The organism is Sorangium sp. So ce726, from assembly GCF_051521405.1.
Lineage (GTDB): Bacteria > Myxococcota_A > Polyangia > Polyangiales > Polyangiaceae > Sorangium.
On the sequence record NZ_CP150349.1, the window covers coordinates 13,221,121 to 13,237,797 of the forward strand.

Sequence of the window (16,677 nt, forward strand, 5' to 3'; positions counted from 1 at the left end):
TGCCGTGCACAAGATCTACCTCGTCCTTTCCGCAGCATTCCTCGTCACCTCTACGGCCTGCTCGGATGAATCCGATTCTAGCGGTACGAGTAATGACCAGGCCAGCAGCAGCAGCGCTTCGACCAGCAGCGCCTCGGGCAGCGGTACCGGAGGCAGCGGCGGGTCAGGGAGCACGGGCGTCGGGGGAGGCGGCGCTGCGGGGACGGGCGGCTCGGGCGGCGCAGGCGAGGGAGGCGCAGGCGAGGGCGGCGCGGGGACAGCTGGCGGGCCCGCCACCGGGGCCGGCGGGGACCCCGGCACCTCATCCCTGGGCTTCTTCGTGTCCACCCCGAGCGACAGCGGCGGCGATCTCGGGGGGATCGCCGGCGCGGACGCGACCTGCCAGGCGCTGGCGGCCGAAGTGGGCGCCGGCGGTCGCACGTGGCGCGCGTACCTGAGCACGAGCACGGAGGATGCCCGCGATCGCATCGGCAAGGGGCCCTGGGTCAACGCCAAGGGGGTCACGGTGGCCGCCACCGTCGAGGCGCTGCATGCGCTGCCCGGGGGCAACCCGGAGCTCTTCGTCGATCACAAAGGCAACCCCATCAACGGCCAGTGGAAGGACTCTCCCTCGCCGATCGAGCACGACATCCTGACGGGCTCGGCGGCGGACGGCACGGCCCTGGCCGCCACGTGCAACGACTGGACGTCGTCCACCGCCACGCCTGGGCCGCAGGTGGGGCACTCCGACGGCCTCGGTCCGAACATGAGCAGCCAGGCCCCCTACAACTCGTGGAACTCCGTGCACGCCCCCACCGGTTGCAGCCAGCAGCAGCTCGCGGCGGTGGGCGGCGCGGGCCGTATCTACTGCTTCGCCGCGGATTGAGCCTTCGCCCGGCCCAGGCGGTCACGCCGGGCCGGATGCCGTTCAGCGCAATCCCATCCTGCTTGCTGGACGCTCTCGTCGAGGCCGCGGCAGCGCCGGCGGCCTTCGCGAGGGCGCCGGCGCTCAGCCGTCGAACGGGTTCTTGAGGACGAAGAGGCGCGGCGGATCATCGAAGCCGCGGCTCCCGATGAAGGCGAGCGACTCGCCGTCGATCGATACGAGATCGACAGCGTCTTCGATGTCCAGATCCGGATAGGTCACCGCGTCGACCTGCGCGAACGTCTCCGTATCGAGCAAACGGAGCACCGCGGGGTCGCTGAAGTCCACCGAGAGCATGAGGAGGCGCGGCTCCGGCGCGAGCGGGAGCACGGCGCTCCCGCTGTACGCGAACTCTCCGGCCTTCGTGGGGGACGAGGGATTCGAGACGTTCACGATCTCCCCGCTCGTGGCATAGACCCGTCCGTCCGCGTAGACGATGTCGGTGTCGAAGCCGGAGATGAGATCCTCGTGCTCGGTCGAGGTAAGGCCGGTCTCCGTGACCTTCAGCGAGTAGAAGCCGTACCCCGTATGGAGGTTGTTGTAGCCGAACACCCATCCCGTGGGGCCGCCCGTCAGCCGCGACGCGCCCGTGTGCCCGGGCGTCTGGTCAGGTCGGGCGACGCCGCTGTCCACGATCGCCGACCCTGCATAACTCGGGCTCACATCCTCCCGGTGGAGCGAGAGCGCCACGCTGTCCTTCGTCCCCGGCAGCACCACCATGGGACCGGCGTAGGCGAGATCGCCCAATTCTCCCTCGGGCAACGGGTACTGCTCGGCCGGCACGGGGGAACCCGACGTGAGATCGACCCGCCGGATCTCGTAGCTGCCCTGCAGGCTCACCCACAGTGTGGAGGCGTCGTCCGAGAGCGCCATCGTCAGCGGCTGCGAGCCGACGAAGACCGAGTCCACCACCTTGGCGGATGCGGCGTCCACGACGACCAGTGAATTGGCATGGGCAGCAGCGTCTCCGGCCACGGTCGCGTAGAACACGCGCCGGACAGGGTCGGCGATCACGTGGCGAGCCTCGATGTCGACCTCGGTGAGCTCGGAAGGGGCGGAGCCGCCGCTACCGCTGGTGCTGCCGTCAGAGCCCCCGGCGCCGCCCCCGGAGCTGGTCGACACGCCGCTGGTACCGCCCGTTGCGTCGGGGCAGCTGCACCGGCCAAAGGTCTCGTCCGGGAGGCAACTCTGCACCCCCACGTCGCCGCCCAGGCAAGCGCAGGACACTTGCTGCCCCGGCACACATCGCCCCTCCGGCTTCGGCGGATCGAGACGTATGCCATCGCCGCAACCCGCGGCGCTCAAGCACACAACGCTGGCAACCAGAGACCTGATGAGTCGCACGGACGCACCTCCCATGATGCGAGCATCGTGGATGCATCAGGGAGGAGCAAGATGATCTCGGCGACGCTGCCCCGGACAGCACATCTCCGTCGGGCAACCCCATCCTCGGCCATCATCGCGTTCACCGCGGCATCGGGCGGCGCCGGCCACGGGAGAATCGAGCTGGTGGACAGTTTATCGCGCGGCCTGGGGATGGCCGGTGTCTGGCGTTCGCCGACCGAACCTCGGTCGCGAGCAGGGCGAAGCTCAGGCGGTCGCGCCGGGCTGGATGCCGTTGAGCGCCATCATCTTCCGCCGCTCGTCGTCCTTGTTGAGGCCGCGGTACCGGTCGTCGAGCTTCGCGAGTTCGAGCTTCAGGATACGGCCGTAGAGCGAGAGGGCGACGCCGACGATCGACGGGTGGCAGGCGGACTTCACCCGCTCATCGTAGTAGGGATACGCCGCCTCGTGGAAGCTGCGCAGGTTGTAGAACGGGATGCCCGGGAACTTGTGGTGCTCGTTGTGGTACGTGACGTTGTTCCAGAGGAAGTTCGTGACGCGCGCGCTCGTCCCGTAGGTGCGAGAGCTGTAGGCGTCCTCCCCCGGGAGCATCTCGTAGTGCTCGATCATCGAGGTCACGCTGGCGAGGATGGCGCCGAAGACGAACGGCAGGACATAGAAGAAGAAGAACACCTGGAGCGGCATGACCCAGTAGAAGAAGGCCATGAGCCCGTAGAAGCCGAGGAGCTCCACGTTCATCTTGACGCGCTGGAGCGGCGACAGCCGCTTCACGTACCGCGCCATGCAGCCGAGGAAGTAGAGCGGATAGGCGAACGTGTAGACGGCGAGGAGCAGGAGCCTCGCGAGGACGGGGTTCCGCGTGTAATCCGTGACGACGAAGTTGTCGACGTCAGGGTACGTGTTCGCGATCTTGTGATGATGAAGGTGGTAGTTCGTGTACAGCGTCACGCTCATGCCGGTCGGCGCCCAGCAGAGCAGGGCGATGACGTACGAGGTGAGCTTCGAGCGCGAGCAGCTGCCGTGGACGGCGTCGTGCGCCACGGCGCCGAGGCCGCGGACGAGGTTGGCAATCAACCACGAGCAGGCGACCCCGATCGGGATGGCGAGCGGGTGGTGCTGCGTCGCGTACAGCACCCACGTGACCGCGGCCCAGATGCCGAAATGAAGCGGGATCTTGAGCAGGTGAATCGGGTTGCGCCTGTAGGCAGCCTGCAGCAGCTCCCGCGGTACTGTGTCCATGCCGGCCATGCTGATCTCCGTGTTTCTCGCGCGTGCGCGGCCCGCGAACTTGGCAAAAAACAGGCGGGAAAACAAGAGCACGCCCGCTTTTTACCCCCGCAGCGCGAATGCGCCTACGCGCTTACGCGTCTGCACACGCGCCGGCGACAGGGCTTCGCGCCGCTTGAGGGGCGCGTTCGCCGCCGCTAAGACGCGGCCATGGGGACGCGCATCGAGAAGGACAGCTTCGGGCCGATCGCGGTGCAGGACGACCGCTACTGGGGGGCGCAGACGCAGCGTTCCCTCGAGAACTTCCGGATCGGGGGCGAGCGCTTCCCGCGGGAGATGATCGCCGCGCTCGCCACCGTGAAAAAGGCGGCGGCGCTCGTCAACCGCGATCTGGGGCTCCTGCCGGCGGACAGGTGCGCGCTCATCGTCGCGGCGGCCGACGAGGTCATCGACGGCAAGCTCGACGACCACTTCCCGCTCGTCGTCTGGCAGACGGGCAGCGGCACCCAGACCAACATGAACGTGAACGAGGTCATCGGGAACCGCGCGATCGAGATGAGCGGCGGCGTGATGGGCTCGAAATCGCCGGTCCACCCGAACGACGACGTGAACAGGTCGCAGAGCTCGAACGACGTGTTCCCGACGGCCATGCACGTCGTCGCCGCGCTCCAGATCGAGCGCCGCCTGCTCCCGGAGGTCCGCCGGCTGCGCGAGACCCTGGCGCAGAAGAGCGCGGCGTTCGCGGACATCGTCAAGATCGGCCGCACGCACCTGCAGGACGCGACGCCGCTCACGCTCGGGCAGGAGTTCTCCGGCTACGTGGCGCAGCTCGACGCCGGCCTCGCCGCGATCGAGCGCGCGCTCCCGCCGCTGCGAGAGCTGGCGCTCGGGGGCACGGCGGTCGGGACGGGGCTCAACGCGCACCCGGAGTTTCCGGTGAAGGTCGCCGCCAAGATCGCCGAGCTCACGGGGGCGCCCTTCGTCACCGCGCCGAACAAGTTCCAGGCGCTCGCGTCGCACGACGCCCTCGTCGCGGCGCACGGCGCGCTGAAGGTGCTCGCCTGCAGCCTGACCAAGATTGCGAACGACGTCCGCTGGCTCGCGAGCGGGCCGCGCTGCGGGATCGGCGAGATCACGATCCCGGAGAACGAGCCGGGCAGCTCGATCATGCCGGGAAAGGTGAACCCCACCCAGGCCGAGGCGATGACGATGCTGTGCGCTCAGGTGCTTGGCAACGACGTCGCGGTCGGCATCGGCGGGGCGAGCGGCAACTTCGAGCTCAACGTGTACAAGCCGCTCATCATTCACAACGTGCTGCAGTCGATCCGGCTGCTCGCCGACGGCTGCGCGTCGTTCGAGGAGCACTGCGCGCGGGGCATCGAGCCGAACCGCGAGCGCATCGAGCGGAACCTGCGCGAGAGCCTGATGCTGGTGACCGCGCTGAACCCGCACGTGGGCTACGACAACGCAGCGAAGATCGCCAAGAAGGCGCACGCGGAAGGGACGACCCTCCGCGAGGCGGCGGTCGCGCTCGGGGTCCTCGAGGGGGAGAAGTTCGACGAGATCGTTCGGCCGGAGAGGATGATCGGGCCCTCTGGGGGCGGGTGAGGCTCCGGTCGACGGGGACGTGAAGACGAAGAGGTTGTGCCGAGTTGCCCGGCGCTCGGAGAGGGGGGCAGAGGCGTTAACCGAGCTCGTTCGGTCACGTTCAGGCATGAAGCCCGCCCCCCTCCAGGTCACCAACGTGAACGTTTACGTGGTCGTGGTCGTGGTCGTGGTCGTCAACGATAGGCCGTGAACGACCACGACCACGTAAACGACCACGACCACGTAAACGACGCTCTGGTCTGACTTCTTTTTCAACCCGGAGACTGGACTAGGGAACGGCCCACGGCAGCCGCACCAGGGCGCCGGGAAGGATCCCCTGCTCGCCAGGCATGTTCCAGACCACCGGCGACACGGGCAGCACCACCGGCGCAAGCGTGACCTCATAGGGGCCCAGCTCGAATGTCGCGCCCACCTCCGGAAACCCCTGAGTCGGGCCGTCGATTTCCACCGGCGGTTCCGGATCCAAAAGAATGTCCGAGGACGGAAGCGCCGGCGCGCTCGCCTGTGGCAGGTCGCTCACCCGCCGCAGCGCCTCGTCGACCACACGCTTCCAGTTACGTCCCATCTGCGCGGACGGAAGCTCTGCTGCGAGCGCCTCCAACCGCGCCTTGAACTGTGCGTCGGACAGCACCGTCGCAGCCCGCTCTGCGGGCAATCGGGGCGGCGGCACGACCTCCTGCGCCTGCGCCAGGCCAGGCGCAACCAGCACCGCAAGCAGCGCCACGGCAGCTCCGGGCGCTCTCCTGCACACCCTCATTCTCCACCTCCTTTGCGCGCCTTCGCGCGGCTGACGGACATCCAGCGAGAGGTCAACCGCGCGGAGCACCGGTTACTCCGGCCTTCCGCGCGGCGGCGGGGCGAGCCCGCCTCCGGGAACGGGCGGCGATCGACGTCGAGCGCCGCGGGGTTCGGGAGCAATCAGTGTACGCCCATCGCAGGTGCCCGGAAAGGGCAACACGCCTGGTGCGCGCGGGTGCGAGGCGGCGCGTTGACACCCTGTCGACACGTGGGATAGACGAAGGCGCCTGCCAGCGGCGCTGTTGCCGAGTTCACTGCGATACCCTCTCGCCCGCCGGCCAGCACGGATGCCAATGTCACCTTGCGCATGGACTCGTCGCGGTGCGGATCCTCGATGTGCGCGGCCGCGGCGCCGCGGGGGCAGCACGGCGCCGGACGGCGCTGCGCTCGCCCCTATCCTCCTGGCAGCGGTGGCGCTCTGGTGTCCGCCGGCCAGCGCGCAACCCGCCCAGCGGCTGCCAGCCCAGCCTCCGGCCGCCGACGCGCTCCCGGTTCCCCCGCCCGCGGCGCCGGCCATCCCGGTTGCGCCGGCCATCCCGGTCGCACCGCCGCCCGGCGCGGCTCCCCCCGGCGGTGCGCCGGCCACGCCACCTTCCGGAGCTGCGCCGCCGAGCGGTGCGCCGGCCACGCCACCTGCCGGGGCCACATCCGGCACCCCGGCGGCCACGCCGGACGCACCGCCTGCCAGCGTTGCGCCGTCCGCTGTCGCCGCACCCGGAGCACCCGCCGGCAGCACATCTCCGGCAGGTGCCGCGCCGCCCGCCGCGGCTGCACCCCCCGCGGCCACACCGTCACCGGCCGGGTCGGCCGCTGCGCCGGCCGCGGAAGGACCGCCGTTCCAGCTCGCGATCGGCCGCCTCGTGCTCTCGCCGATCGTGCTCGTGCAGGCGCAGGCCGTCCCCTACGTGGGCGAGGACGCCTTCCTGCAGGCGGGCGACGTCGCCGAAGGGCAGGGGTTCCGCCTGCGGCGCGCCCGGGTCGGCTTCGCGGGGAGGCTCGCCGGGTATGTGCCGTTCGCGGTCTCGGGCGAGCTCGCCGGGGGCGCGGACGGCTCGGCGCGGCTCTCCGAGGCGTGGATCGGCTACGCTCACTTCCCGTTCGCGAACCTCTATTTCGGCGCGCACGACGTGCCGTTCAGCCGCTCCGCGATGGCGGGCGCCGGCGAGGGCGCGCTCATCGAGCGGCCCCTCGCCGTGCGCGCCATGGCGCCCTCCCGCCAGGTCGGCCTCCACGTCGAGGGGCACTTCCGGGGCAGAGCGTTCAGCTACTTCGCCGGCATGTTCAACGGCTTCCAGCGCTCGGATCAGTTCTTCGCCGGCTACGTCGAGAACGCGGCGAGCTTCGGCAACCGCTTCGACCACGTCGCTTACGTCGCGCGGCTCGCCACCGAGCCGCTCGGCCCCCTCCCTCGCTCGGTGCAGGACCTCGCCGTCTCGCGCCTCCGCGTCGGCGCAGGCGCGAGCTACTTCTTCAGCGACGGCGGGACGCGCGACATCCACGGCATCGGCGCCGACGTCCTGGTCCAGGCCGCGGGCGCACACGCGCTCGCCGAGCTCCTCTGGAACCAGAGCAACCCCGAGAGCACCCCGACACAGCCGCTCGGCCAGCTCGCCCCGGTCACGTCGATAGGGATCGTCGGCGAGGTGGGGTATTTCGTGAGGCGCATCAAGCTCGGCGTGAGCGCGCGGTTCGAGTGGCTCGATCCCAACCTCGACCTCTCGGACGAGACGGACAGCTGGGCCCTCACCGCCGGCGCGAGTTACCACTTCATCGACAACACGCTCAAGGCGCAGGCCGACTTCACCCACCGGCAGGAGCGCCACGGGGTCGCGCTCGACAACGACGCCGTGGCGCTGCAGCTGCAGCTCAACCTCTAGAGCACCGAACTGCTTGGAAACCAGAGAAATGAACCGCCAAGGCGCCAGAAGACGCCAAGAAAAACACAGAAATCTTGGCGTCTTCTGGCGCCTTGGCGGTTCAACTTCTTGCTGTTTGCATGCGGCTTCAGCCCGCTTGTCATTCTAGCGGCCCGCCATGCGAACCCGCCGCTCCGCCCTCGGTCTCCTCGGCCTGGTTGGCCTGGTTGGTTGCGAGGAGCCGAACCTCCTGCGCGCCAAGCCGATCGAGAACCGCTTCGAGCTGGTCGGCGGCCCGGTGGCGATGGCCGATGTCGGCGATTTCCTGTTGGAAAACGATGAGATCCGGGTCGCGATCCTCGGCCCGCGCCACTCGCCGGGGCCGGGCGTCTACGGCGGCTCGCTGGTCGACGCCGACCTGCGCCGCCCGGATCCGCGCTTCGCGAGCGCGTCGGGCCGCGACCGCTTCGCCGAGTCGTTCCCGGTCGCCAACCTGCTCGTGCCCGACCCAGGCGCCACCGAGGTCTTCGTGGTCAACGACGGCTCCGACGGGCAGGAGGCGATCGTCCGGGTCGAGGGCGACGGCGGCTTTCTCTTCCACGCGCTCGGCGTGCTGAAGACCCAGGAGGACCTGCTCGGCCTCCTGTTCGACGGCCTCAAACCGGCGATGCGCTTCCGCACCGACTACGTCCTGCGCCCGGGCGAGCGGTTCGTCACGATCCGCACGACGCTCCTCCTGCCCGACGAGGTGCTCGGGTGCCCGAGCGTCGCCTCGTGCGCGATCGAGTGCGAGGACGGCCTCGCGGCGGGCGACGACGGCTGTCCGACGTGCGCCTGCGGGGAGCCGCTCTCGCTCGACAACTACGCGGGCCCCTCGGACATCTTCAGGGGCATCCTTGGCGACGAGCGGAACGGAGATCCCGAGCGGAAGGGCGGGATCGTCGCCGGCGATTTCGTGTTCTTCGGCAACCAGAACGACATCTTCGGCCCCGGCATGGGCTTCGACGAGGAGAAGGCGGTGTTCGACGCCCTCTTCTCCGGCCGGGACACGTTCCAGCAGCCGCTCAGCTTCGACTTCGTCGCCGCGGCGGGCGGCGACGTCAGCTACGGCTATTTCACAAAGGCGAAAGAGGGCGGCCAGCCCGCCACGGTCAACGTCCCCGTCTTCACGAGCGCGGCGACGGCCTTCCTGAGCGCCGGCCGGAGCTGCCTCGCGGCGGACTCCGACGACGAGGCGTGCGACAGGAAGCGGTCGTTCACCTACGAGCGCTACTTCGCCGTGGGCGAGGGCGACATCGCGAGCGTCGCCGAGGTGGTGTACGGCGCCCGGGGCACGCCGACCGGATCGCTCGAGGGCGCCGTGCGGTGGCGGCCGACGGGCGCGCCCGTGCCGAACGCGCGGGTCCACGTCTTCCGCGACCCCGATCCTGGCGCCGCCTTCGCGAGCGTCGACGCGCTGGTCGAGGCGAACCTCGCGCGCTCGGGGGACGTCGGGCTGCTCAGCTCCATCGACGCCGACCTCGGGCTCGATCCGGTGGAGGACGGCGACTTCCACGCGCGTCTCGCGCCCGGCGGCTACCTGCTCGTCGCGGAGAACCCCGAGGGTACCGCCGTGTCGGCGCCGATCCGCGTGGCGCTCGGCGCCGGGGCCACGGTCTCGGTGGCGGCGGAGCTGCCGAGCCCCGCGCGGATCGCATACCGGGTGGTCGACGAGGGCGGCCGGCTCGCGCCCGCCAAGCTGACGTTCGTCGCGCTCGACGCCGCGGGGCAGCCGCTCGAGGGCGACGGCAGGAGGCGGGTCTACCTCGGCCACGGCCGCCTCGGCAGCGGCGTCCGGCAGATCGAGCGATCGGCGACGGGCGAGGGCGCGGTCGAGATCGAGCCCGGGCGCTACCGCGTCCTCGCCACGCGCGGGCCCGAGTTCGGCCGGTTCGAGGTCCCCGACCTCGAGGTGCGCGCCGGGGAGGTGCGGCGGATCGAGGCGGTCGTGCCGCGCGAGGTCGACTCCACGGGCTGGATGTCGATCGACATGCACCTGCACCAGCGCCCGAGCTTCGACAGCGGCATGCCGCTCGAGGAGCGGGTGACCTCGGCGGTCGTCGAGGGGCTCGACGTCGCGGTGGCCACCGACCACGACGTGCACACGGATCTCGAGCCCGCGGTGAGGCAGCTGGAGCTCGAGCCGCACCTGAAGACGGCGGTCGGCGCCGAGGTCTCGACGCTCGAGCTCGGGCACTTCATCGGCTTCCCGCTCCGCTACGACGAGCTCGACGTGCCGGATCACGGCGTCTTCGACTGGGTCTGCCGCGCGGGCGGGGACGTGATCGACGGGGTGCGCGGCACGGCGGCGGAGGGCGAGGACGCGCTCGTGATCGTCGCTCACCCGCGCGACGGGTTCATCGGGTACATCGACCAGCTCGGCGTCGACCCCTTCACGCTGCGCCGGTCGATCCCGACGCTCGAGGCGAGCAACCCGCTGTTCCAGGCGGGCAGCTGCGATTTCGACGCGATGGAGGTCTTCAACGCGAAGCGGTTCGATCTGCTCCGGACCCCCACCGTGCAGGAGGTCGTCGATTTCAACCGGTGCCTGTCCCAGATCGACGCCGCGACGGACGAGGCGTCGCTCCGCGCGGCCTGCGCCGCGCTTCCTGGCGGCCTCCCGGCGTGTCAGCCTGGCGAGCGGTACGCGGTGTGCCAGCAGCGCGCCCGCTCGGCGCTCGCCTGGAGCGTGACCAAGCGGATCCTGACGAGGACGCCCGAGGAGCAGGACGCCGTCTGGGACTTCGACACGACCGCGGCCGACGGGGAGGCGCTCTGCCTGGGAGGCGAGGGCGGCGCGGTCCCGCCGGAGGACGCGGATCGGCCGTGCACCTTCCACGCGGGCCAGGTCGACGACCTGTTCCGCTACCTCGACCACGGCTTCTCGCCGACGCAGGTCGGGAGCAGCGACAGCCACGGCGCCTCGCTGGAGCCGGGCTTCCCGCGCACCTATTTCCGCTCGCGGACCGACCAGCCGGCGGCGCTCGATCTCGAGGAGGCGACGGCGTCGCTCCGCGCGGGCAGCGCGTTCGCGACCTACGGGCCGTTCCTTCGCGCGAGCGTGGGCGGCGCGACGTTCGGCGGCGTGGCGCGCGTCGAGGGCGACACGGTGCCGCTCGACCTGCGGATCGAGACGGCGAGCTGGTTCGGCGTGGATCGCGTCGAGGTCTACGTGAGCGGCCGCCTGGTCCGGGTGCTCGAGCCGCCTTCGGGGCCGTCGGCGATCGTGGACGTCGACGAGCGGCTCGTGCTGCCGGCGCCGCCATCGGACGGCTGGGTCGTGGTGGTGGCGATGGGCCTGCGCGACGAGAACCTCCTCACGCCGGTCGCGCTGCCGGTGTCGTTCGGCGAGCTCCAGCTGCCCCGGGTCGCGAGCCTCGCGTTCACGCAGGTCGAGGCGCTCTCCCGGTTCTTCACGGCGTCGCCTCCGGTCCCCGACTGGTACCCGGTGGCGCCCTACGCGGTCACGAACCCCATCTTCCTGGATCGCGACGGGAACGGCGTCTACGACGCCCCGCGCGGCCCGCCCCCGTTCTGCGCGAGGCCGTGCGACCCGACGGTGCTCGATCCGTCGCAGTGTCCGGAAGGGCAGCAGTGCCTGGTGAACGAGCGCGTCTGCGGGATCTTCGTGCTGGGCCGCTGTGAGGACAAACAGGCGTCGCCGTAGCGCCCAAACGATGACCACGCGCGCGGCCGCGCAGACCTCACCCATGGGCAGGAGCGATGACGGAGCGCGCCGCGCGCTCAGCGGGGTCGTGCGGCAGGGGACGGCGTGATCGCGTGGGCGATGGCGCTCTGGAGCGTCGAGCGCGTGATGAGGCCGCGGAGGTCGATCCCGCCCTGCGTGAGCGCACGGGCGACCTCCGGCTGCATCCCGGTCAAGATCGCCTGCGCGCCGAGCAGCCGCAGCGCCGAGGCGGTGCGGATCAGCGAGTCGGCGACCCCGGCGTCGACGTGCTTCAGGCCGGTGATGTCGATGATCACGATCGACGGGTTGTGGCGCTCCACGCCGGCGAGGGTCGCCTCCAGCACCTGCGCGGCGCGCGCCGCGTCCATCGTCCCGATGAGCGGCATGACAAGGACGCGATCGGTGATCGGGATGATGGGCGTCGCCATCTCCGAGAGGCGCAGCCGCTGCACCCCGATGATCTCCTCCTGGAGCGCTGCCCGGGCCTGCTCGGCGCGCTCGCGCTCGCGGAGCTCCTCGAGCAGCAGGTCATTGGCCCGGTTCAGCTCATCTGCCTGCTTCGACAGGCGCGCGTTGACCGAGAACAGCTCCTCGGTGCGCCGCTGCACCTCGCTCTCGAGCCGATCGTTCATGTCGCGGTGCCTGTCGGACACCTCCTGCAGCCGGCCGTAGAGCAGCGCGTTCTCGAGCGCCGCCGCGACCTGCGCGCCCAGGAGGCGGAGCAGCTCGGTCTGCTCCGGGGTGAAGGCGCCGCTCGCGAGCGTGTTCTCCACGTACAGCACGCCCGTGAGCCGGTTCTGGTGGACGAGCGGGAGGCCCATCACCGACTTTGGCCGGTGGGCGGCGAGGTAGGGATCCGCCGCGAAGCGAGGGCTCGCCGCGGCGTCGTCCAGGATGAGGAGCTCTCGCGTCCGCGCCACGTAGTGGACCACGCTGACCGGCAGGGCCGAGGACTCCTCCAGCGGACGCCGGAGCTCCACCTCGATCGACGCAGGATCGATGGTGACGGACGCCTCGATGAACAACCGCTCTTCGCGCGCGAGCACCAGGGAGCCGCGCTGGCCGCCGGCGCTCGCGAGGACGGCGCGCATCACGCGGTCGAGCGCCTTCCCGAGCACGAGCTCGCTGGAGATCGCGTGTGTCGTCTGCAGCACCGCCGCGACGTCGGCGAGCTTGTGGAGGAGCGGGTGGCTCACCGACATGCTGCTCGATCTCGCGGCGGCCTTCTCGTGCTCCGCCGCAGGCCCTCGAGCGATGGGGAGCGGGTCGAGCCCGTGCTGCCGGATCAGCGCCGTGGCCTTCCGCTCTGCCCCCCACTGCCGGTAGGCGTGCATCGCCGCGTCCAGGTAGAGCGTGGCGATGCGCCGCCGGCCCTTGCGAGCGTAGTGCAGGCCGGCCAGCTCCGACGCGAGCGCCTCGTATTGAACGAACTCGCTCTGACGGGCGGCGTCGATGGCGTCGTCGTAGAGCCCCATCGCCTCGACGTCGCGGCCGGAGGCGCGCGCCGCCTCGGCCAGGACCAGTACGAGTTTCACGCGGAAGTTGTCGGGGCAATGGCGCGCCCAGAGCTCGAGCTTCTCGAGCGACGCGGAGAGCGCCCCGGCGTGCCGCTCCCGCTCGCGCTCGTCGCGCTCGCCGAGCGCAATCAGCGTGAGCGCGAGATAGAAGTGGTATGTCGCCTCGATCGGCATCGCCATGACGGCCCCGAGCACCGGGCGCGCCGCCTCCGCGGCGGCGAGCGCCTCCTCGGGGCGGCCGTGGGAATAGAGCAGGATGAGCCGGATGATGTGATAAAAGGCGATACCGCACCCGAAGCTCGCCCGGGTGAGCGCGGCCAGGCACTCCTCCTCTGCGAAGCCCTCCTCGCTCAGCGAGGCGTCGGCCGCCGTGAGCCCCTGCAGGCTGCGCAGGAACTGCTGCTCCAGCCGGATCGTCTCGAGGACGGCGTGATTGCCTGTCTTGCGCGCGAACGACGCGAAGCGCTCGGCGACGCGGTGGACGTCCGCCAGCGGATCACCCTTCTCGTAGACCTGCCAGACGGTCTCGAAGGCCAGGTAGCTCGCATACACCAGGTCGCCGGCCTCGATGCACGCGAGGAACGCCCGCTCCAGGATGGGGAGATCGTTCCGGATGTGCTGGACCCAGAAGTTGATGTGATCGCCGTGGAGGTGCAGCAGCGTCCCCCGCAGCGAGACGTCCCCGAGCTTCTCGTTCAGCCGGATCGACATCTCCGAGAAGCGGAATCCCGACGGGATATCGCCGAACGCCGCGACCAGCATGAACCCATAGACGCTGTACGCGAAGCACGACGCCTCGGTGTTGCCGTGCCGCAGCGACAGGTTCAGCATCTTCAGCGCGATGAGCGGGAACACGCCCGGCCGCCCGATGTACGCGCAGGGAGCGCAGTCGGCGAGCAGGTTGATGACCGCGCGGATCTGCTCGTCGGCGAGCAGCGGCGCGTGCAGGATGTCCTCGATGCTCCTGCCCGCCATGCTCTCCGGGATCTGCGCGACCTCTGCAGAGACGGCGGCGCCGATCTCGTCGCTCGCCCCGGGGATCTCGACGCCGAACAGGCGCAGCGCCTTCTGTCCGACGGTGACGCCCTCGTCGTAGCGGCCGGCGACCTGATAGAGCTTCATCCGCAGGCTCTGGACCCGCGCCCGATCGAGGTTCGACGCCGCCACCTCGAGCAGCCGCTGGAACAGCGCCTCGGCCTCGGTGAAGCGGCCGCACAGGTACTCGCACTCGGCCGCCTCCAGCGTGAGCGACCAGCGCAGCGCGTGATCCCGCGGGGCGCCGTCGTCTCCGAGCGCGCTCCGCCCGGCGCTGAAGTACTCCGCCGCGGCCCCGTACGCGGTCGAGCTCTTGGCCTTCCTCCCGGCGCGCAGGTTCAGGCGCGCGAGAAGCTCGCGCTCGCCAGGATCGGCGATGAGGGCGGCACCATAGTTAAGATGGTTTACCGTGTCGAACAGCTCCTCTTCCTGCGGCTCGCCGCGCTGGCTGGCCAGCATCAGGCGGCCGACGCGCAGGTGGGCGGCGCACTTGTGCTCGTCCGCGATGAGGGCATAGGCCGCCTGCTGGACGCGATCGTGCAAGAACTGGTAGGAGACGGCGAGCGACGCGTCGGTCGCCGGCTCGCCGTGGGATGGGTCTTCCGGGTGCACGAGCCGGTAGTCGGCGTCGATGGGGAGCAGGACCCCTTCCTGCATGGCCGCCCATAGATCCTGCGCCGCCTGCGGGGCCGGCTGCTCGGAGATCGTGGCGAGCGTGCGCAGGTCGAACCGGTGCCCGATGCACGCGCCGAGCGTCAGCGCGCGCTGGGTGGGCGGCGAGAGCCTCTGCAGCTTGGCGATCATGAAGTCGACGACGTTGTCCGTCACGGCCCGCGACTCGATGGCTGCGAGATCCCATGTCCATCTGCCCGTCTCCGGGTCGCACCGGAGGAGCCCGTCGTCGCCCAGCATGCGCAGGAACTGCCCCATGAAGAACGGGTTGCCCAGCGTCTTGTCGTGGATGAGCTCGGAGAGCTGGGCGACGTCCTTCGCCGCGCGGCCGAGGGCGTCCGAGGCGAGCGCCGTCACGTCGTCCTGCGAGAGCGGCGCGAGGGGGATGTCGGTCACGGCCGCGCTCGCGGCGCGGACGGCGTCGAGGGTGATGACGAGCGGGTGCGCCGGGCTCACCTCGTTGTCCCGGTACGCCCCGACGACCAGGAGATGGCGTGTGTCGGCGTCGGTGAGCAGGAGCCGCAGCAGCCTGAGCGACGCCGGGTCCGCCCACTGGAGGTCGTCGAGGAACAGGACCAGCGGGCGCGACGGAGCGGCGAACACGCCAAGGAAGCTCCGGAACACCATGTCGAAGCGGTTCTGCGACTCCGAGGGGCCGAGCGCCGCGACGCCGGGCGCCTCGCCGACGATGAGCGCGAGCTCGGGGATGAGGTCGACGAGGAGCCCGGCGTTCGGGCCGAGCGCCGCGCCGAGCTCCGCTCTCCAGTGGGCCAGCGCGTCTGTCCGCTCGGAGAGGAGCTGCTGCACGAGCCCCCTGAACGCCTGCACGACCGAGGCGCAGGGCACGCCGCGGCTCAGCTGATCGAACTTGCCGTGGGCGAAGTGGCCGCCGATCCTGGCGATGGCCTTGTAGGTCTCGTGGACCAGCGCGCTCTTGCCGACGCCGGAGTAGCCGGAGACGAGCACGAGCTCCGCGGCGCCCGCGCGGGCCCGCTCGAAGGCGGCCAGGAGCCGGTCCCGCTCCTCGTCCCGGCCGTAGATCTTCTGCGGGACGCGCAGCTCGTGGCTACGATCGCGCTGACCGATGGGGAAGGGGTGGACCCGGCCCGCCTGCTCGAGGGAGCGCAGGCACTCCGCGAGGTCTGCCTTGACGCCGTGAGCGCTCTGGTAGCGGTCCTCGGGCGCCTTGGCGAGGAGCTTCATGACGATCTCGGAGACCGGCTCGGGGATGTCCTCGCGGCGCTCGTGCGGCGGGGCGGGCTGCCGCGCGATGTGGCTGTAGAGGACGTCCACCGGATCGCCGTCCGGGAACGGCAGCGCTCCGGTCAGCATTTCATACAGCGTGACACCGAACGAGTAGAGGTCAGCGCGGTAATCGATGCCCCTGTTCATGCGCCCGGTCTGCTCGGGCGACATGTACGCGAGCGTGCCTTGCAGGGTAGACGCCGAGGTCGAGTGTTGAAACTCCTGCTTGAGCCGCGACGAGGCGCCGAAGTCGATGAGCGTGGCGCGGCGCAGGTCCGAGCTGACGATGATGTTGCTGGGATTGATGTCCTTGTGCGTGATGCGACAGCGGTGCACCGCGCCGATGGCGTCGGCGATGGCCGCCGAGAGCGCCAGCGCCGCGCGGAGATCCAGCCGGCGATCGTCGAGGATCGCCCTCAGGGTCGTGCCCTCGACCGCCTCCGTGACGAGGGCGAGGCCGCCGCGCGTCCTCTCGAGCGAGCACACCCTCACCACGGACTCGAGATCCAGATCGCGCAGGAGGCTGAACTCATGCCGCAACAGGGCGAGATCGCGGACGCTGGGGTGCTCCCCCTTCAGCGTCTTGATGACGACCGGCCGCTGATCCGCGGCGCGGCGGCCGCGGTAAACGTGGGTCTTGCCGCCCTCATGGATCAGCTGCTCGACGACGTGTCCTGGCAAATCGAACGGTGCTGTGGTGGTCATGACGTGCTTGCGCTCCACCGCGTGATGACCTCGTCCGCA

General features: G+C 70.5%; 8 protein-coding genes. 4 read left to right on the forward strand and 4 right to left on the reverse strand.

The window, feature by feature from the left end:
- Nucleotides 1-4 precede the first annotated feature (4 nt).
- On the forward strand, nucleotides 5-865 hold the full coding sequence (locus tag WME79_RS49340) for a hypothetical protein (protein WP_437530122.1): 861 nt from the start codon (nucleotides 5-7) through the stop codon (nucleotides 863-865).
- Nucleotides 866-988: 123 nt separating this feature from the next.
- Here WME79_RS49340 and WME79_RS49345 read toward each other — a convergent pair whose 3' ends face one another.
- Together WME79_RS49345 and WME79_RS49350 are read right to left on the reverse strand one after the other, a co-directional pair.
- Nucleotides 989-2,146, reverse strand: coding sequence for a YncE family protein (locus WME79_RS49345; protein WP_437530124.1), 1,158 nt, complete (start codon nucleotides 2,144-2,146; stop codon nucleotides 989-991).
- Nucleotides 2,147-2,494: 348 nt separating this feature from the next.
- Nucleotides 2,495-3,496 carry a fatty acid desaturase family protein gene (locus WME79_RS49350; RefSeq protein WP_437530127.1) on the reverse strand — a complete coding sequence of 334 codons (1,002 nt, stop codon included), beginning with the start codon at nucleotides 3,494-3,496 and terminating at the stop codon, nucleotides 2,495-2,497.
- Nucleotides 3,497-3,685: 189 nt separating this feature from the next.
- Here WME79_RS49350 and fumC point away from each other — a divergent pair, with 189 nt between their 5' ends.
- Nucleotides 3,686-5,083 carry a class II fumarate hydratase gene (gene fumC, locus WME79_RS49355; RefSeq protein ID WP_437530130.1) on the forward strand — a complete coding sequence of 466 codons (1,398 nt, stop codon included), beginning with the start codon at nucleotides 3,686-3,688 and terminating at the stop codon, nucleotides 5,081-5,083.
- A gap of 268 nt (nucleotides 5,084-5,351) precedes the next feature.
- On the opposite strand, the gene WME79_RS49360 is transcribed toward fumC, so the two are convergent.
- Nucleotides 5,352-5,807 carry a hypothetical protein gene (locus WME79_RS49360; RefSeq protein ID WP_437530132.1) on the reverse strand — a complete coding sequence of 152 codons (456 nt, stop codon included), beginning with the start codon at nucleotides 5,805-5,807 and terminating at the stop codon, nucleotides 5,352-5,354.
- Nucleotides 5,808-6,741: 934 nt separating this feature from the next.
- On the opposite strand from WME79_RS49360, the gene WME79_RS49365 reads away from it, so the two are divergent.
- Both WME79_RS49365 and WME79_RS49370 read left to right on the forward strand, forming a co-directional pair.
- Nucleotides 6,742-7,758, forward strand: a complete 1,017-nt coding sequence (locus WME79_RS49365; protein WP_437530135.1) for a porin — start codon at nucleotides 6,742-6,744, stop codon at nucleotides 7,756-7,758.
- Nucleotides 7,759-7,915: 157 nt separating this feature from the next.
- Nucleotides 7,916-11,443 (forward strand): PHP domain-containing protein, encoded by a 3,528-nt coding sequence (locus WME79_RS49370; RefSeq protein ID WP_437530138.1) that lies wholly within the window; start codon nucleotides 7,916-7,918, stop codon nucleotides 11,441-11,443.
- 77 nt (nucleotides 11,444-11,520) lie between these two features.
- Here the strand turns inward: WME79_RS49370 and WME79_RS49375 are convergent, their stop codons facing one another.
- Nucleotides 11,521-16,638, reverse strand: coding sequence for an AAA family ATPase (locus WME79_RS49375; RefSeq protein ID WP_437530141.1), 5,118 nt, complete (start codon nucleotides 16,636-16,638; stop codon nucleotides 11,521-11,523).
- Nucleotides 16,639-16,677: the final 39 nt, after the last annotated feature.